At 72.5% G+C, this 17,736-nt stretch carries 18 protein-coding genes; 11 read left to right on the top strand and 7 right to left on the bottom strand.

Annotated features, from left to right (window positions below):
• The first annotated feature begins 112 nt into the window (after positions 1-112).
• The 8 genes from gcvPA (at position 113) to AB0D53_RS31310 (ending at position 8,941) form a co-directional block, all read left to right on the top strand.
• Positions 113-1,504 (top strand): aminomethyl-transferring glycine dehydrogenase subunit GcvPA, encoded by a 1,392-nt coding sequence (gcvPA, locus tag AB0D53_RS31345; protein WP_362452487.1) that lies wholly within the window; start codon positions 113-115, stop codon positions 1,502-1,504.
• Entirely contained in the window at positions 1,501-3,096 is a 1,596-nt protein-coding gene (gene gcvPB / locus AB0D53_RS31340; RefSeq protein WP_362452486.1) for an aminomethyl-transferring glycine dehydrogenase subunit GcvPB, read from the top strand. Before gcvPA ends, gcvPB begins: the two co-directional genes overlap by 4 nt.
• Complete coding sequence (locus AB0D53_RS31335) at positions 3,093-4,244, top strand: NAD(+)/NADH kinase (RefSeq protein ID WP_362452485.1); 1,152 nt, start codon at positions 3,093-3,095, stop codon at positions 4,242-4,244. The genes gcvPB and AB0D53_RS31335 overlap by 4 nt, the downstream gene beginning before the upstream one ends.
• A 36-nt stretch (positions 4,245-4,280) precedes the next feature.
• Complete coding sequence (locus tag AB0D53_RS31330) at positions 4,281-5,027, top strand: SDR family oxidoreductase (protein ID WP_362452484.1); 747 nt, start codon at positions 4,281-4,283, stop codon at positions 5,025-5,027.
• A 49-nt stretch (positions 5,028-5,076) separates the two neighbouring features.
• Entirely contained in the window at positions 5,077-5,718 is a 642-nt protein-coding gene (locus AB0D53_RS31325) for a GntR family transcriptional regulator (RefSeq protein WP_362452483.1), read from the top strand.
• Positions 5,719-5,822: 104 nt separating this feature from the next.
• Positions 5,823-7,040, top strand: coding sequence for a DUF4032 domain-containing protein (locus tag AB0D53_RS31320; protein ID WP_362452482.1), 1,218 nt, complete (start codon positions 5,823-5,825; stop codon positions 7,038-7,040).
• Between the two features lie 68 nt (positions 7,041-7,108).
• On the top strand, positions 7,109-7,849 hold the full coding sequence (locus AB0D53_RS31315) for a lysophospholipid acyltransferase family protein (RefSeq protein WP_362452480.1): 741 nt from the start codon (positions 7,109-7,111) through the stop codon (positions 7,847-7,849).
• A 42-nt stretch (positions 7,850-7,891) separates the two neighbouring features.
• Positions 7,892-8,941 (top strand): NAD-dependent epimerase/dehydratase family protein, encoded by a 1,050-nt coding sequence (locus AB0D53_RS31310; protein ID WP_362452479.1) that lies wholly within the window; start codon positions 7,892-7,894, stop codon positions 8,939-8,941.
• A gap of 18 nt (positions 8,942-8,959) precedes the next feature.
• Here the strand turns inward: AB0D53_RS31310 and AB0D53_RS31305 are convergent, their stop codons facing one another.
• The 7 genes from AB0D53_RS31305 to AB0D53_RS31275 all read right to left on the bottom strand — a co-directional run bounded on the left by AB0D53_RS31305 (position 8,960) and on the right by AB0D53_RS31275 (position 14,032).
• Positions 8,960-9,727 carry an urease accessory protein UreD gene (locus tag AB0D53_RS31305; RefSeq protein ID WP_362452478.1) on the bottom strand — a complete coding sequence of 256 codons (768 nt, stop codon included), beginning with the start codon at positions 9,725-9,727 and terminating at the stop codon, positions 8,960-8,962.
• Positions 9,724-10,401, bottom strand: coding sequence for an urease accessory protein UreG (gene ureG / locus AB0D53_RS31300; protein WP_362452477.1), 678 nt, complete (start codon positions 10,399-10,401; stop codon positions 9,724-9,726). The genes AB0D53_RS31305 and ureG overlap by 4 nt, the downstream gene beginning before the upstream one ends.
• A gap of 26 nt (positions 10,402-10,427) precedes the next feature.
• Entirely contained in the window at positions 10,428-11,090 is a 663-nt protein-coding gene (locus AB0D53_RS31295) for an urease accessory UreF family protein (RefSeq protein WP_362452475.1), read from the bottom strand.
• 34 nt (positions 11,091-11,124) lie between these two features.
• The gene (locus AB0D53_RS31290; RefSeq protein ID WP_362452474.1) at positions 11,125-12,846 is read right to left on the bottom strand and encodes an urease subunit alpha; all 1,722 of its coding nucleotides are present in this window, start codon (positions 12,844-12,846) and stop codon (positions 11,125-11,127) included.
• Complete coding sequence (locus AB0D53_RS31285; protein ID WP_362452473.1) at positions 12,839-13,150, bottom strand: urease subunit beta; 312 nt, start codon at positions 13,148-13,150, stop codon at positions 12,839-12,841. The genes AB0D53_RS31290 and AB0D53_RS31285 overlap by 8 nt, the downstream gene beginning before the upstream one ends.
• Positions 13,151-13,165: 15 nt before the next feature.
• Positions 13,166-13,468: an urease subunit gamma gene (locus AB0D53_RS31280; protein ID WP_362452471.1), complete on the bottom strand. Its 303-nt coding sequence runs from the start codon at positions 13,466-13,468 to the stop codon at positions 13,166-13,168.
• A gap of 279 nt (positions 13,469-13,747) precedes the next feature.
• Positions 13,748-14,032 carry a type II toxin-antitoxin system Phd/YefM family antitoxin gene (locus AB0D53_RS31275; protein ID WP_362452470.1) on the bottom strand — a complete coding sequence of 95 codons (285 nt, stop codon included), beginning with the start codon at positions 14,030-14,032 and terminating at the stop codon, positions 13,748-13,750.
• Positions 14,033-14,400: 368 nt separating this feature from the next.
• Here AB0D53_RS31275 and AB0D53_RS31270 point away from each other — a divergent pair, with 368 nt between their 5' ends.
• The 3 genes from AB0D53_RS31270 to menC are packed head-to-tail and all read left to right on the top strand — an operon-like array spanning position 14,401 to position 17,670.
• Positions 14,401-15,636, top strand: a complete 1,236-nt coding sequence (locus AB0D53_RS31270; RefSeq protein ID WP_362452468.1) for a M20 family metallopeptidase — start codon at positions 14,401-14,403, stop codon at positions 15,634-15,636.
• Between the two features lie 4 nt (positions 15,637-15,640).
• Positions 15,641-16,561 carry a GNAT family N-acetyltransferase gene (locus tag AB0D53_RS31265; protein WP_362452467.1) on the top strand — a complete coding sequence of 307 codons (921 nt, stop codon included), beginning with the start codon at positions 15,641-15,643 and terminating at the stop codon, positions 16,559-16,561.
• Positions 16,558-17,670, top strand: a complete 1,113-nt coding sequence (gene menC / locus AB0D53_RS31260; protein WP_362452466.1) for an o-succinylbenzoate synthase — start codon at positions 16,558-16,560, stop codon at positions 17,668-17,670. The genes AB0D53_RS31265 and menC overlap by 4 nt, the downstream gene beginning before the upstream one ends.
• Positions 17,671-17,736 lie beyond the last annotated feature (66 nt).

The following is a 17,736-nucleotide window of genomic DNA, read 5'->3' as shown; positions in this document are numbered from 1 at the left end:
TGTATTCAGAACACTGAATGACGGAGGCTGCCGTCAAGAGGTGTACACCCAAAGACTTTTGCTGCTGTGGTCCATGGCCGGCCCCCGAGCCGGCTCACGCGAAAGGCGCGGCATGACGTCACCCCAGGACTCCGTACACACCTACACCCATCCCTACATCCCGAACGCGGTCCCGGCCGTACGGCAGGCGATGCTGGAGGAGATCGGCGCCGGGAGCGTAGAGGACTTCTACGCCGACATCCCGGACGGCATCCGGCTCCACCGCCCCCTCGACCTACCGGCCCCACTGCGTTCGGAGGCCGAACTCACCCGCCACATGGAGGAGTTGCTCGGCCGCAACACCTCGACCCGGCAGGCGCTCAGCTTCCTGGGCTCCGGCTGCTACCAGCACCACGTCCCGGCGGTGGTGGACGAGGTGGTCAACCGGAGCGAGTTCCTCACGGCATACGCCGGCGAGCCGTACGAGGACCACGGCCGCTTCCAGGCGCTGTGGGAGTACCAGTCGATGATGGCCGAACTGCTGGACGTCGAGGTCGTCAACGTCCCGGTGTACGACGGCTTCCAGGCCGCGGGCACCGCCCTGCGCATGGCCGGCCGGATCACCGGCCGCCGCCGCCTGCTCGTCGCCACCGCGATCGACGCCGACAAGCTCTCCCGGATACGCGACTACGTGAGCCCCGACCACGACGTGACGGTGGTCCCGGTCGGTCCGGACACCGGCCGCGCCGACCTCGACGCGGTGCGCGGGGCGCTCGCCGCCGGGGACACGGCCGCGGTGTACGCGGACTCGCCCTCCGCGCTCGGCATCGTCGACGAGGCGCTCCCCCGCCTCGCCGAACTCGCCCACGAGGCCGGGTCGTTGTATGTCGTGGGCTGCAATCCGCTCACCCTCGGCGTGCTCGCGCCGCCCTCCGCATACGGCGCCGACATCGCCTGCGGCGACATCCAGCCGCTCGGCCTGCACCAGAGCTTCGGCGGCGCCAACGCGGGCTTCATCGCCACCCGCGACGAGGAACGGCTGGTCGCCGAGTACCCCTCGCGTCTGTTCGGCCTGGTGCCGACGAGCGTCGAGGGCGAGTACGGCTTCGGCGACGTCGCCTACGAACGGACCTCGTTCGCGCTGCGCGAGGAGGGCAAGGAGTGGGTCGGCACGGCCGCCGCGCTGCACGGCATCGGGGCCGGGGTGTATCTCGCGCTGATGGGACCGCAGGGCATGCGGGAGATCGGCGACACCGTCCTCGCGCTCACCGCGTACGCCCGCAACCGCCTCGCCGAGGTGCCCGGCATCGAGGTCCCGTACGGCGACGCCCTGCACTTCGCCGACTTCACCGTCCGGTACACGGGTGGCCGGACCGCCGACGAGATCCGCGCCGGCCTGAAGGAGCGGGGCATCTTCGGCGGCGTGCCGACCGGCGAGCACGAGGCCGCGTACTGCGTCACCGAAGTCCACACCAGGGCCGACATCGACCGGCTCGCCGCGACCCTTGAGGAGATCGTCAAGTGACCGCCCACGCGCCCGTGTCCGTCTCCCCCGAGGAAGCGCGCATCGCCGGCAAGCCGCGTCTGCGCCGGTTCCAGCAGGCGTCCTGGGACGAGAAGCTGATCTTCGAACTCGGTTCGCCGGGCGAGCGCGGCGTCCTCGTACCGTCCGCCGGCCCGTCCCTCGAAAGGCCCGCGATCCCCGCCGCCCTGCGCCGCGCCGAACCGCCCGCCCTGCCGGAGATGTCCCAGCAGCAGGTCCTGCGCCACTACTTGCGCCTCTCGCAGGAGAATCTGGGCGCCGACCTCAACATCGATGTCGGCCAGGGGACCTGCACCATGAAGTACAGCCCCAAGGTCAACGACCAGTTCGTCCGCGACCCGCGGATCGCATCGCTGCACCCGCTCCAGGACGAGGACACGGTCCAGGGCGTCCTCGGGATCATCCACAGCCTGGAGCAGCTCCTCAAGGAGATCTCCGGCATGGACCGGGTGTCGCTCCAGCCGGGTGCGGGCTCCGCCGCGATCTACACCAACGTGTCGATGATCCGGGCCCATTTCTCGGCGCGCGGCGAGCTGGAGCAGCGCGACGAGATCATCACGACCATCTTCTCCCACCCGTCGAACGCGGCCTGCGCGAAGACGGCGGGCTTCAAGGTCATCACACTCCACCCGGACGCGGACGGCTACCCGGACATCGAGGCGCTCAGGGCGGCGGTCGGCCCTCGCACGGCGGCGCTCCTCATCACCAACCCCGAGGACACCGGGATCTACAACCCACGCATCGAGGAGTTCGTCCGGATCGTGCACGAGGCGGGCGGCCTGTGCGCGTACGACCAGGCCAACGCGAACGGCATCCTCGGCATCACCAGGGCCCGGGACGCGGGCTTCGACCTGTGCCACTTCAACCTGCACAAGACGTTCTCGACACCGCACGCGTGCGGTGGTCCGGCGGCGGGCGCCTGTGCCGTCACGGAGGAACTCGCCCCGTACCTCCCGCGCCCGACCGTCGAGTTCGACCCGGGGACGGGCAGGTACCGGCTGGACGACGACCGGCCCGAATCGGTCGGCAAGATGCGGCCGTTCCACGGCGTCGTGCCGAACCTGGTCCGCGCGTACGCGTGGATCATGTCGCTCGGCGCCGAGGGCCTGCGGGCCGCCGCCGAGACGGCCGTCCTCAACAACAACTACCTGCTCCACAAGGTCCGGCGGATACCGGGCGTCTCCGTCCCGTACGCGGCGGGGCGCCCGCGCGTCGAGCAGGTCCGCTACAGCTGGCAGAAGCTCCACGAGGACACCGGCCTGCACTCCGAGGACATCGGTCTGCGCGCCGCGGACTTCGGCACCCACTACTGGACCAGTCACCACCCCTATGTGGTGCCGGAACCCATGACGCTGGAACCGACCGAGTCCTACACGCGCGCCGACCTCGACGAGTACGCGGCGATCCTCGCGGAGATCGCCCGCGAGGCGTACGAGGACCCGGAGACCGTGCGCACGGCACCGCACCGTTCGACCATCCACCGGGTGCGCCCTCAGGCCCTGGACGACCCCGCGGTCTGGGCGGTCTCCTGGCGCGCCTACCGCCGCAAGGTGCTCGGCGAGGCCGGCCGGTGACGAGGGTCGGTCTGGTGGTCAACCCGGTCGCCGGGCTCGGCGGCCGGGTGGGCCTGGGCGGCACCGACGGACCGGACCGCGCCCGCACGGCGCTGTCGCTGGGCGCACGCCCGCTGGCGGCGGCACGTGCGGCCGCGGCGCTGGGTGAACTGGCGGCGCGTGCGGGCGGGCCGGCGCGGGACGGGCTCCTCGTCGTCACCGCCGCCGGCCCGCTGGGCGCCGAGTCCGTCGCCGCCGCGGGGCTCACGGAACGGATCGTGTACGCCGGGACCGGCCGGGACACCTCGGCCGCGGACACGGCCGCCGCCGTGCGGGCCGTGGTCGCCGAGGGCGTCGGCCTCCTGCTCTTCGCCGGGGGCGACGGCACCGCGCGGGACGTGCTCGGCTCCCTCCGCTCCCTCACCGGCGTACCCTGCCCGGTCCTCGGCGTGCCGACCGGCGTGAAGATGCACTCGGCCGTCTTCGCCGTCAGCCCGCGCGCCGCGGGAGAGGTCGCGGCGGCGTGGCTCGCCCGCACGGGCAGGGTCCGGCTGCGGGACGCCGAGGTGATGGACCGCGACGAGGACGCCCTGGGCGAGGGGCGCGTCACCTCGCGGCTCTTCGGGTGGCTCCCCGTTCCCGACGTGCCGGTCCGCGTGCAGCAGCGCAAGACCGGCAGCGCCGCCGCGGCACCGGAGGCGGTCGGGGGGATCGCGGCCGAGGTCGCCGAGCGGGTCGGGTCCGGGCTGCTCGTGCTCGGCCCCGGCAGCACCACCCGGGCGGTGGCGGCGGCGCTCGGCGCGGACGTCTCGCTGACCGGGGTCGACGTGCTCGGCCTGCGGCCGGGCCACCCGCCCCGGATCGTGGCCCGGGACGTGGGCGAGGACGCCCTCCTCGCTCTCGGGCCCGCCTGGATCGCACTCTCCCCCATCGGGGGCCAGGGCTTCCTCCTGGGCCGCGGCAACCAGCAGATCTCGGCGCGCGTCCTGCGCGCGGCGGGCGGCCGCGAGCGCCTGCTCGTGCTGTGCACCGAAGCGAAACTGGCCGCGCTCGGCGGCCGCCCCCTTCTCCTGGACACCGGCGACGACGCGCTCGACGCGGAGCTGTCCGGCCACCATCCCGTCATCACCGGCAGACGGCACACCTCGCTGTACCGCCTGGCCATGTGACCACGTACCCCCGACACCGGACACAAGGAGCCCAAGATGATCTCCCTCGACGGCAAGCGCGCGATCGTGACCGGCGGCGGAGCCGGCATCGGCCGTGCCACCGCCCAGGTGCTCGCCGAACTCGGCGCCCGCGTGGTGATCGCGGACATCGACACGGACGGCGGCGAACGCACCGCGAAGGACACCGGCGGAACCTTCGTACGCTGCGACGTGTCACGGCGCGAGGACTGCGAGGCCGTCGTCCACACGGCGCAGGAGCGGTTCGGCGGCGTGGACGTCCTCTTCAACAACGCGGGCATCATCCGCCGCTCCACGGTCTGCGAGATCACCGAGGACGACTGGGACCTGGTGATGGCCGTGAACATCCGCTCGGTGATGCTGATGAGCCGTCTCGTGATCCCCGGGATGGCGGCCCGGGGCGGCGGCTCCATCGTCAACACCGGCTCCGGGTGGGGCATCCGCGGCGGCGGCCGGGCCGTCTCGTACTGCGCGTCGAAGGGCGCCGTCGTCAACATGACCCGCGCCATGGCCATCGACCACGGCCCCGACAACATCCGCGTCAACTGTGTCTGCCCCGGTGACACGGCGACCGGGATGCTGGCCGAGGAGGCCCGCCAGCTCGGCGAGAGCTCCGACGCCTTCTACGCCGACGCCGCGGACCGGCCGCTCGGCCGGATCGGGCAGCCCCGGGACATCGCCCGGACCGTGGCGTTCCTCGCCTCCGACGCCTCGGCGTTCCTGAGCGGAGCGGTCATCCCGGTCGACGGCGCCGGTACCGCGTGACCCGCCGGTAGCGGATAATCGACCGGACCGAAGGGGAGGGCAGCCTCACATGCCAATCGAAAACCGCCCGCTGCGCGAACAGGTCAAGGAGGAACTGATCAAGCGCCTCGGGCGCGGCACGATCGCGACCAGTGAGCCGATCAACGAGGGCCAGCTCGCCACCGAACTCGGCGTCAGCCGGACACCGCTGCGCGAGGCCCTGATCACGCTGGAGCGCGAGGGCGTCATCACCAGCGAGCGCGGCAAGGGCTTCCGCTTCACGCCGCTCAGCGCGCAGGAGTTCCGCGACCTGTCCGCGATCGTCGCGGCGCTGGAGGCGCTCGCCCTGGAGTCCAGCGATCCCGGGCACCTGGCGGCGACGGCCCCCCGTCTGCTGGCGGAGGCGCGCGCGTTCTCGGCGCCGCAGGCGCCCCACGACGTCATAGAGCGTTATGACGACGCCTGGCACGACCTGCTGCTGTCCGGCTGCACCAACGACCGTCTGATGAAGCTGATCACCTCCCTGAAGGTGACGATGCACCGCTACGAGCGGGTGGCCCTGGGCGACCAGGACATCCTGGAGCGTTCGGCACAGGAGCACGAACGGATCGCCGAGTGCCTGCAGCGCGGCGACCTGGACGCGGCCGTCGCGGCACTCAAGGAGAACTGGAACAGCGGCATGCACCGGATCCTGGAGCATCTGAAGGACTGACGCCGCGCGGCGGCGGTGCGGGTCCCGCAGCGGTCTTGACCCGCACCGCCCCTTCGGGGTCCGATCACGGTGGACCCGCCGCCCGACCCAGGGACTGTGACCGCATGACTCTGCAGATCAGCGCCACCAACCCCGAACACCCGGCCCTCCTGCTCGAACTGCCCTGGCACATTCCCCTGGAGGAGTGGCCCGAGAAGTACCTCGTGCCGCTGCCCCGCGGCATCTCCCGGCACGTCGTGCGCTATGCGCGGGCGGGCGAGGAGACCGTGGCCGTGAAGGAACTCGCCGAACGGCCGGCGCTGCGCGAGTACGAGCTGCTGCGTACGCTCGACCGTCTCGGGATACCGGCGGTCGACCCGCTCGCCGTGGTCACCGGCCGGACCGAGGCCGGCGGATCGCCCCTCGAACCCGTGCTGATCACCCGCCATCTGGGTGGTTCGCTCCCCTACCGGTCGATGTTCGAGACGACCATGCGCCCCGGCACGGTGCACCGCCTGATGGACGCCCTCGCCGTCCTCCTGGTCCGGCTGCATCTGACGGGCTTCGCCTGGGGCGACTGCTCGCTGTCCAACACCCTGTTCCGGCGGGACGCGGGCGCGTACGCCGCGTATCTCGTGGACGCCGAGACCGGGGAGCTGCACCCCCGGCTGAGCGACGGGCAGCGCGCGTACGACATCGAGCTGGCGCGGGTCAACATCAGCGGCGAGATGCTCGATCTGGAGGCGGCCGGGGCGCTGCATCCGTCCATCGACCCGATCGCTTTCGGTGTGGAGATCGAGGAGCGCTACCAGGGACTGTGGACGGAGCTGACGCGCACCTCCGTCTACCCGGCGGGCAAGCACCATTACATGGAGCGCCGCATCCGCCGCCTCAACGACCTGGGCTTCGACGTCGCCGAGATGCAGATCTCGCACTCGGACCACGGGGACACGGTCACGTTCGTGCCGAAGGTCGTGGACGCCGGCCATCACCAGCGCCAGCTCCTGCGCCTGACCGGGATGGACGCCGAGGAGAACCAGGCGCGACGGCTCCTGGGCGACCTGGAGAGCTGGATGGCCACCCAGGACGACTACGCCCCCGGCGACCGGCACGGCGCCCGCACCGAGGTACTGGCCCACCGCTGGGTCCGCGAGATCTTCCGGCCCACGGTCCGCGCGGCGCGCGACCGCGTGCCCGCCCGGATGGACGCGGCCGAGCTGTACCACGAACTCCTCGAACACCGCTGGTACCTGTCCGAGCGGGCCCAGCACGACATCGGGCTCGACGCGGCGGTGGAGGACTACGTCAGGAAGACGGCTGCGGCGGACGACACCTGCACATAGGCTGCCCTCCCAAAGAAGCGCGCCGGCCAGCCGGACACCATCCAGACGAGAGGCCCAGGAGCCGCCCCGTGTTCTACCAGGTGCTCAAATACGTCTTCATCGGGCCGCTTCTGCGCTTGCTCTTCCGTCCCCGGATCGAGGGCCTGGAACACATCCCGGAGGACGGCGCGGCGATCGTCGCCGGAAACCATCTGTCGTTCTCCGACCACTTCCTGATGCCGGCGATCCTCAAACGGCGGATCACGTTCCTTGCCAAGGCCGAGTACTTCACCGGCCCGGGGGTGAAGGGGCGGCTGACCGCCGCCTTCTTCCGCGGCATCGGGCAGATCCCGGTGGACCGTTCCGGCAAGGAGGCCGGGCAGGCGGCGATCCGGGAGGGGCTCGGGGTGCTGAGCAAGGGCGAGCTGCTGGGCATCTACCCGGAGGGCACCCGTTCGCACGACGGCCGGCTCTACAAGGGCAAGGTGGGCGTGGCCGTCATGGCGATCAAGGCGCAGGTGCCCGTGGTGCCGTGCGCGATGGTCGGCACGTTCGAGATCCAGCCGCCGGGTCAGGTCGTCCCGAGCATCAGGCGTGTCACCATCCGCTTCGGTGAGCCGCTGGACTTCTCCCGGTACGCCGGTCTGGAGAACCAGAAGGCCGCGGTCCGGGCCGTCACCGACGAGATCATGTACGCGATCCTGGGGCTCTCGGGCCAGGAGTACGTCGACGAGTACGCGGTCAAGGTGAAGGCCGCGCAGGCCGAACAGAGCGGCCGGCCGAAGAAGTTCCCGAAACTGCGACGCTCACGGCGGATCCGCGCTCGGTGAACGGCGCCGTCCCGGGTGCCCGACCGCCCCTAGCGTGACCCCATGAGCAAAGGAAACGCGTGGGTGCTGGGGGCGACGGGACAGATCGGACGGGTGGCCGTGCAGTCGCTCGTCGAGGACGGCTGGGAGGTGACGGCCGCCTCGCGGGGCGGCGGCCGGGACGCGCGGTGGGACGGGGCGGTGCGCACGACGGCCCTGGACCGGGACGACGACGGGGCGCTCGCGGCGGCGCTGGGCGACGGCTGTGACGTACTGGTCGACATGGTGGCGTACGACGGTGGGCACGCCCGTCAGCTGACCGCTCTCGCGGACCGGATCGGATCGGCGGTGGTCGTCTCCAGCGGTGCGGTGTACGAGGACGACCGGGGCCGCAGCTTCGACACCCAGGGCGAACCCGACGGTGCTCCGCACTACCCGTTGCCGATCCCGGAGTCGCAGCGCACCCTGCCGGCCGGCGACGCGACGTACGGGACGCGGAAGATACGGCTTGAGCAGGATCTGCTGGCGGCCGGGGACGCGCTGCCGGTGACGCTGCTGCGGGCCGGTGCGATTCACGGGATGTACTGCCGCTCCCCGCGCGAGCTGTTCTTCGTGAAGCGGCTCCTGGACGGCCGCGACCGGCGGGTGCTCGCGTTCGGCGGGAAGTCGCGTTTCCACCCGGTCCACGCTTCCAATGTGGCCGAGCTGATCCGGCTGGCCGCCCTGCGGCCCGGTTCGCGGGTGCTCAACGCCGGGGATCCGCAGGCGCCGACGTCCGCGGAGATCGGCGAGGCCGTCGACGCGGCGCTCGGCCGCGCGACGGAGACCGTGCTGATGGCGGGCGCGCCCGGGGAGGACGGCGTCGGTGGCACCCCGTGGGGCGGCGCCCATCCCATCGTGTACGACATGACGGCCGCCGAGCGCGAGCTCGGGTACCGGCCGGTCACGGACTACGCGCGGTCGCTGCCCGCGACGGTCGAGTGGATCGCGGCGCAACTGGAGGGCAGGGACTGGACGGAGGCCTTTCCCGCCATGCTGCGGGCGTACGGGAGGAAGCTCTTCGACTATGCGGCGGAGGACGCCTGGCTGGAGGCGTACGACCGGAAGGCGTGAGGCGCGGCCCGGCGGTGCTCACTCCACCGGGATGCTGAGCAGTTCGCCCAGTGCCCGGTCCAGGACTCCGCGCAGCAGGCGCGCGTCGGGGGCGACGGCGGTGACCAGCACGGCCGGTCCGGCGAGCGGGGTGAGGACGGCGGTCTCCCCCAGCAGGCGCGCGCCGGGGCGCATCTCTTCGAATGCCGGTTCCACGACGAGGAGTTGACCGACGGCCCGGTGGCCGCCCAGGACCGCCGCACCGTCCCAGCCGCCGGGGGCTCCCGGCCCGTACGCCAGCTGCTGGTCGACCAGCGGGCGTCCCGCGCGGTGCACGGTGAGGCGGCTGACGAGGGTGCCGGTGTCTTCGGCGTGGCGGCCGAGGATCTGCTCCTCCCGCAGCACCAGCCGTGCGGTGGCGGCGAGGCGTACCCGGGTGGTCATGTGCAGCACGCTGCCGTGCGCCGAGACGAGCTGTTCGGGCAGCCAGCGCAGCCCGGCCCGCTCCCCCACGCTCAGCTCGATCCCGTACGTGGCGGCCTCACCGCCCGGCCCCGGCAGGGCCACGGTCGCCGCCGCGGAGTCGACGGTGAGCCGGGCGCCGTCGCCGACCCGGGCCTCGACGGCGAGCCGGTCTCCGCCGAGCGGTGCGCTCATGGCGCCGACGACGGTGACCCGGGTACCGGACCCGGTGGCGGCCCGGGTCCGGCGCAGGGCGAGCGGCCCGTCGCCCCGCAGCACGGGCAGCGAGGTAACGCCCCGGCCGTCGAGTGCGGCGGTGATCCTCGCGGTGGCCCGGACGCTCATGCGGTCCAGGCGGCGAGCCGCGCACGCACCCAGTCCGCGACGGGCCCCACGCCCTCCTCGGAGGTGAGCGAGGTGAAGGCCACGGGGAGCGGTCCTCGCTGCTGTGCGGCGTCGTGGGCCATCCGGCCGAGGTCGGAGCCGACGTACGGGGCGAGGTCGGTCTTGTTGATGACGAGCAGGTCGGAGGTGGTGACGCCGGGGCCGCCCTTGCGCGGGACGTCGTCGCCGCCCGCCACGTCGATGACGAAGATCTGGGCGTCGACCAGGCCCTTGGAGAAGGTTGCGGTGAGGTTGTCGCCGCCGGATTCGACCAGGATCAGATCAAGGGGCCCGACGGTGTCCTCCAGGTCCTCGACGGCTTCGAGGTTGGCGGAGATGTCGTCGCGGATCGCGGTGTGGGGGCAGGCGCCGGTCTCCACGGCCTGGATGCGCTCGGGCGGCAGGACGGCGTGGCGCAGAAGGAAGGCGGCGTCCTCACGCGTGTAGATGTCGTTGGTGACCACCGCGATGGAGAACTGTTCGCGCAGGGTCCGGCAGAGGGCGGCGACGGTCGCGGTCTTGCCGGAGCCGACCGGTCCGCCGAGTCCGATGCGCAGGGCGCGACGGGTTCCGTCGGGGCGGGCGGCGTCGGCGCTCACGGCGGCGGGGCCGTGCTGGGTGTGATCGAGATGCATGGGTGCGGCTCCTGATGCGTGCGGGGTCACGAGGCGAACAGGCGGACCGGGCGGGCCGCGTGTGCCTCGGCGGTGATGTCGAGGAGCGGGGCCGAGGCGGCGGGCAGGGCGTCGATGCCGCCGTGTGCCGCGACGGCGGCCTGTTCGGCGATCCGGTCGAGTTCGGGGGCGAGGCGGGCGAGGACGGCGGTGGCCTCGAAGGGGTCGAGGGAGAGCAGGCGGACGACGGCGGTGGCGGGTCCACCGACGGTTTCGTAGGCGATACAGTGCGCGGCGTCCTGGGGTCCGAGTCCCGCCGAGCGCGCGGTGAGGCCGAGGACCACGGGCTGGTGGGCGCCGCGCGGCCGGGCGGCGGCGAGTGCGGCGAGTCCGGGGCCGGGCCAGGTGGCGCGGGCCGCCCGCATCAGCTGCCGGCCGAGCCTGCGGGAGACGGACCGCAGCGCGGGTGAGGGGGTACGGGCGTCCGCGGCCTCGTCGAGTGCCAGCGGGTCGTGGCCGTGGGCGGCCGCCGCGGCGAGTGCGGCGCTGGTGAGCCCGGTGGTGTGCAGGCGGCCCCGGCAGAATTCGGCGAGGTCCTCGGCGTTGCGGATCCGTCCCGCCCGCACGGCCTGTTCGGCGCCACCGGAGTGGGCGTGGCCACCGGCGGGGAACCGGCCGTCGGCGAGGACGAGCAGCGCGGCGCGGCTCACCGCGCAACCTGCCCGGGGCATCGCATGCGCCGCATCAGAAGAGGAAGTAGCGCTGGGACATGGGCAGTTCGGCCGCCGGTGCCGGTTCGACCGGTTCGCCGTCGATCGTCACGGCAAAGCTGTCGGGGTCGACCTGGACCCGCGGAGTCGCGTCGTTCTCCCGCATGTCCGCCTTGGTGACGCCTCGGGTGTTGGTGATCGGCACGAACCGCTTCCCGGGCCCGAGGCGCTCGGGCAGCCCGTCCCCGATGGCCGCCTCGGTCACGAAGTTGAAGGAATTGGCCGCGGGGGAACGGCCCACCGCGCCGAACATGGGTCGGGGCAGCACCGGTTGCGGGGTCGGGATGGAGGCGTTGGCATCGCCCATCTGCGCGTAGGCGATCTGGCCGCCCTTGATGACGGTCTGCGGCTTGATACCGAAGAACGCCGGTTCCCACAGCACCAGGTCGGCGAGCTTGCCCGTCTCCACCGAGCCGATCTCCCGGTCGAGCCCCTGGGCGATCGCCGGGTTGATGGTGTACTTGGCGACATAGCGACGCACCCGCCGGTTGTCGGCCCGCCCGTCGCCGGGCAGTGCTCCACGGCGCTTCTTCATCACATGGGCGGTCTGCCAGGTGCGCAGCACGACCTCGCCGATGCGTCCCATGGCCTGGGAGTCGGACGAGATGATCGAGATGGCTCCGAGGTCGTGCAGGATGTCCTCGGCCGCGATGGTGGACGGCCGGATGCGGGATTCGGCGAAGGCCAGGTCCTCCGGCACGGCCGGGTTGAGGTGGTGGCAGACCATCAGCATGTCGAGGTGTTCCTCGATGGTGTTGACGGTGTGCGGCCGGGTCGGATTGGTGGAGCTGGGCAGGACGTACGGCTCCGAGACGATGCGGATGATGTCCGGCGCGTGCCCACCGCCGGCACCCTCGGTGTGGTACGCGTGGACGGTGCGCCCGGCGATGGCGGCGAGGGTGTCGGCGACGAATCCGGCCTCGTTGAGGGTGTCGGTGTGAATGGCGAGCTGGGCGCCGGTGTCCTCGCAGACACCCAGGCAGGCATCGATGACGGCGGGGGTGGCGCCCCAGTCCTCGTGGATCTTGAATCCGAGTGCGCCGGCGCGCAGTTGGGAGTGCATGGCCTCGCGCGACATGGTGTTGCCCTTGCCGAGCAGACCGATGTTGACGGGGTAGGGCTCCAGTGCCCCGAACATCCTGGCGAGGTGCCATGGTCCGGGGGTGACGGTGGTGGCCCTGGTGCCTTCGGCGGGCCCGGTGCCGCCGCCGACCAGGGTGGTGATCCCGCAGGAGAGCGCCTGGTCGATCAGGGTCGGCGAGATGAAGTGGACATGGGCGTCGATGGCCCCCGCGGTGACGAACCTGCCGTTGCCCGCGATGATCTCGGTCTCGGGGCCGATGACCAGACCGGGGTGGACACCGTCCATGGTGTCGGGGTTGCCGGCCTTTCCGATCCCGCTGATCCGGCCGTCCCGGATGCCGATGTCCGCCTTGACCACGCCCCAGTGATCGATGATCACGGCGCCGGTGACGACGGTGTCCGGGGCCCCTTCGGCGCGGGTGGTGCGAGCCTGTCCCATCGATTCGCGGATGACCTTGCCGCCGCCGAACACCGCCTCGTCACCGGCGAGTCCGGGGCCGCCCGAGCGGTCCTCCTCGATCTCGACGAGCAGATCGGTGTCGGCGAGCCGGATGCGGTCGCCGGTCGTGGGGCCGAACAGGTCGGCGTATGCGGCGCGGTCGAGTTCAGCCATCGAGGGCACCTCCGGTCTCGCCGCGCAGTCCGGGGACGATGCGCCGTCCGGCGAGCGGTACGAGTTCGACGCCGACCGGTACGCCGGGTTCGAAGCGCACGGCGGTTCCGGCGGCGATGTTCAGCCGCAGGCCGCGGGCGGCCGGACGGTCGAAGTCCAGTCCGGGGTTGGCCTCGGCGAAGTGGTAGTGCGAGCCGACCTGGACGGGCCGGTCGGCGGCGTTGAGCACGGTGAGGCGGGTCACGGGGCGGCCTTCGTTGAAGGGCACGGGCCCGTCCGCGTAGAGGATCTCTCCGGGGATCATCGGTGCCGGCTCCCGTCAGACGATCGGCTCGTGGACGGTGACGAGCTTGGTGCCGTCCGGGAAGGTGGCTTCGACCTGGACGTCATGGATCAGTTCGGGCACCCCGTCCATCACGTCGTCCCTGGTGAGCACCGTGCGGCCGGACGCCATCAGCTCGGAGACCCTGCGGCCGTCGCGGGCGCCCTCCAGCAGATGCACGGTGATCAGCGCGACCGCCTCGGGGTGGTTGAGCCGCAGTCCGCGCGCCCTGCGCTGCCGGGCCACATCGGCGGCAACGTGGACGAGCAGGCGTTCCTGCTCGTGCGGGGTCAGTCGCATGCGTCCACCTCACAGTCGTGTGCCCAGTACCGGCCCTGGGCGCGGCGAGACGACGGCCGCGTCCGACGCGGTCGTCGAACTGCGGGCCACCGAATCGCGGCGAGGTGGTGCACGTTAGAGCCGAAGTTTTTCCGGCGCGTTAACGGGACTCCGGAGGGTGCGGGGACATCGGGCCGCGCAGGCCGCTCTCCGGCAGCTCCGCCGGGCATGCCGGCACCCCCGTCGCAGCAGACGGGTGGTGCCCGGGCGTGCACGCTTCATCAGCCGCCGGTACGGCGCTCAGCTGCCCGGTTCGTGGTGCCCCCTGTGCTCCGCCGCGATGCCGAAGCGGCGCCGTTCGCCGGGAGCGGACACCGAGGAGCCGATCGAGGAGACCGAGCTGATCACCTGCTCGTCCGCGGCCGCCTCGTCCTTCTCCAGTCGCTCCAGGTCAGCGGCCGAGACGAGCGCCACCAGCGGCTTGCCGTGCCGCGTCACGACGACGCGTTCACCGCCGTAGACGACGCGGTTGATCAGATCGGCGAGCTCAGCCCGGGCTTGCGTCACCGGAATCTCGTAGGCCATGTTCCCTAGCTTATGTAATGTCCACCTGGTCCGCCGTGGTCCGTGACGACAGCGATTATCCAGGTCAGAGGCTCTCGTGTGCTCCGGTGCGCTCTCGTTCCCGGGAGATGTGCGAGACGAGGCGGGACGAAGAGCTTTCCGATCACACTGAATCCTGGTGGGTCTCCGGTGCGGCGGAACGACCCGCTCGACCGGCCCCGCACGGAGCTCCGGCCGGGCGGGCGCCCGGCTCCGCGGCATTTCATCTGCGCGGCCCAACGCGGCGCCCCGTTCTTGGCCGAACGGACAGCTCGCGGCAGGACCCGGCTCACGATGCTGGAGCAAATCCGTCGACCGGAGGGTCCGCTGTGCCCGATCGCCATGCCGTGATGAACCGAAGTACCGTACGAAGCAACGCCGTCGGGGCCGAGGAGCAGGAGGCCGCGCTGCTCGCCGACATCGAGCGGCTCGTGCGGTGCGAGTCGCCCTCCGACGACCTGTCGGCCGTGGCCCGGAGCGCGGAGACCGTGGCCCGGGTCGGGGCCGCCCGGATCGGGGCCGAGACCGAGCGCGTCGTCATCGACGGCCGGACGCACCTGCGGTGGCGCTTCGGCGGCACCCCGCGCGTCCTGCTCCTGGGGCATCACGACACGGTCTGGCCCGTCGGATCGCTGGACGACCGTCCTTTCGAGGTCCGGGACGGCGTGCTGCGGGGCCCCGGCTGTTTCGACATGAAGGCGGGCCTGGCCATGGCGTTCCACGCACTGGCGGCGCTGGCCGGGGCGCACCCGGGCCATTCCGGCTCCGCGCACCCGCTGGACGGTGTCACCCTGCTCGTCACCGGCGACGAGGAGCCGGGCTCGCCCACGTCCAGGGAGCTGATCGAGCGGGAGGCGCACGGCTGTACGGCCGCGCTCGTGCTCGAGGCCGCGGGGCCGGGGGGAGCACTGAAGACCCGGCGCAAGGGGGTCTCACGCTACGAGGTGCTGGTGCGCGGGCGGGCCGCGCACTCCGGGCTCGAACCGGAACGTGGTGTGAACGCGACGGTCGAGGCCGCCCACCAGGTCATGGCGGTGGCCGGGACGGGGGACCCGGGGCGCGGGACCACCGTCACGCCGACCTGTATGGCCGCGGGCACCACGAGCAACACCGTGCCCGCGTCGGCCCGTTTCGACATCGACGTCCGGGTCTGGGACACCGCCGAGCAGGACCGGGTGGACCGTGCGATGCGCGGCCTGCGGGCCCAGCTGCCCGGCGCGGCGGTGGAGGTGCGCGGCGGCCCGAACCGTCCGCCGCTGGAGGCTTCGCAGGCCTTGTTCGACCGGGCGAGCCGGATCGCGCGGGAACTCGGGCTGGCGCCGCTCACCGAGGTGGCCGTCGGCGGCGCCTCGGACGGGAACTTCACCGCGGGCGTGGGTACCCCCACCCTCGACGGTCTGGGTGCGGTCGGCGGCGGCGCGCACGCGGAGGACGAGCACGTGCTGGTGGCGGAGTTGGTGCCGCGCACGCGGCTGCTCACGGCACTGGTGGCGGAGCTGTTGCGGGAGCCGGGCGGCTGTCCGGGCGCACCAGGCGGCCAGGGCGATCCTGTGCGTCCGCACCAGCTGCCGGACGAACTGGGCTGAAACCATGACCGACGTGAGTGACCTTCTGCACGACCGCGCCGAGCCCCCTTCTCCGCCCCCCGCCGCCGCGTACGCCGTGGCCGACGCCGCCGCGCGCGCCGCCGGTGTCGGCATCCGCACCTTGGACAGCGTCGCCGACCTGGAAGCCGTCCGGCGCCTGTACGAGCGGATCTGGCGGACCGGCGAGAGCAGTCCGGTGGTGACGGCCGACCTGCTGCGGGCCCTGGCGAAGGCCGGCAGTTACATCAGCGGCGCGTACCACGAGGGCGAACTGGTCGGCTCCTGCTTCGGGTTCTTCTCCCCGCCCGCGCGCGGCGCCCTGCACAGCCACATCGCGGGGGTGCTGCCCGGTGCCCGGCGTCGCAACATCGGCTTCGCCCTGAAACTGCACCAGCGGGCCTGGGCGTTGGCCCAGGGGGTGGGCGAGATCTGCTGGACGTACGACCCGCTGGTGCGGCGCAACGCGTACTTCAACCTCGCCAAGCTGGCCGCCGAACCGGCCGAGTACCTGCCGGATTTCTACGGGCCGATCGACGACGGGATCAACCGGAGCGACCACAGCGACCGGATCCTTGTGCGGTGGACGCTGGCCGCGCAGGACACCGCGGCGGCGTGCGCCGGCCGGCCACGGCGGGTCGACGCGCGGGCGGCGCTGGACCGGGGGGCGGCCGTCGCGCTCGGGGTCTCCCCCGGCGGCGGGCCGTCGGAGGCGCGCACCACGCACGGGGCACAAACCGTCCTGGTGGCCGTCCCGGAGGACATCGAAGGGCTGCGGGAGAGCGATCCCGCCTGCGCGGCGAGCTGGCGCGGCGCGGTACGTGACGTGCTGGCCGGGCTGCTTGGCGACGGCGGGCGGGTCCGCGGGTTCGACCCGGCGGGCTGGTACCTGGTGGACCGCGGCGACACCTCACAGGAGACGGCATGAAGATCGAAGGAGTGGAGCTGCGCACCGTCGAGGTGCCCCTGGTCTCCCCGTTCCGCACGTCCTTCGGCACCGAGACCGTGCGCGAGGCGCTGCTGGTGCGGGTGGTCGGCGCGGAGTCCGAGGGCTGGGGCGAGTGCGGGGCGGGCACGGCTCCGCTGTACTCCTCGCAGTACACCCACGGTGCGGCGGACGTGCTCGGCCGCTTCCTGGTCCCGGCACTCGGCGCGGTGCCGGATCCCACCGCACACCGGGTGGCCCCGGCGCTCGCGGCGTTCAAGGGGCACCGGATGGCGAAGGCCGCACTGGAGACGGCGGTGCTGGACGCGGAGCTGAGGGCCAGGGGGGTGTCCTTCGCCGAGGCGCTGGGCGGGGTCCGCGACCGGGTGCCGTGCGGGGTGTCGGTGGGGATCACGGAGTCGGTTCCGACGCTGCTCGACGTCGTCGGCGGGTATCTGGAGGCCGGCTATCTGCGGATCAAGCTGAAGATCGAACCGGGCTGGGACATCGAGCCGGTGCGCGCCGTACGCGAACGGTTCGGCGACATTCCGCTGCAGGTGGACGCCAATGCGGCCTACCGGCTGGGCGAGGCCCGTCATCTGGCCCGGCTCGACGCCTTCGACCTGCTGATGCTGGAGCAGCCGCTGGCCGAGGACGACCTGCTCGGCCACGCGGAACTGGCCCGGCGGATCAGTACCCCGATCTGCCTCGACGAATCGATCGTCTCGGCCCGCGCCGCCGCGACCGCCCTCACCCTCGGCGCCTGCCAGGTGGTCAACATCAAGCCGGGCCGGGTGGGCGGCTACCTGGAGGCCCGCCGGATCCACGACGTGTGCGCGGCGCACGACGTGCCCGTCTGGTGCGGCGGCATGCTGGAGACCGGCCTCGGCCGCGCCGCGAACGTGGCGCTCGCCTCGCTGCCCGGCTTCGTCCTGCCCGGCGACACCTCGGCCTCCGACCGCTACTACCGCACCGACCTCACGGAGCCGTTCCAGCTGGCGGACGGCCGTCTCACGGTGCCGACCGGCCCGGGCCTCGGCGTCTCCCCGCTCCCCGAGGTCCTGGCCGAGGTGACCACCTCGACGACCTGGCTGCCGCTGCCGGCCTCCTGAGCCGGCGAAGTGCCACCCGGTCCGTCCTGCCGGACGGACCGGGTGGCATTCTTTCGTCATGTACGA

This window comes from Streptomyces sp. NPDC048295, assembly GCF_040652135.1.
Lineage (GTDB): Bacteria > Actinomycetota > Actinomycetes > Streptomycetales > Streptomycetaceae > Streptomyces.
Note: the sequence above shows the minus strand (reverse complement) of the source record. Positions and strands in the feature narration are given on the sequence as shown.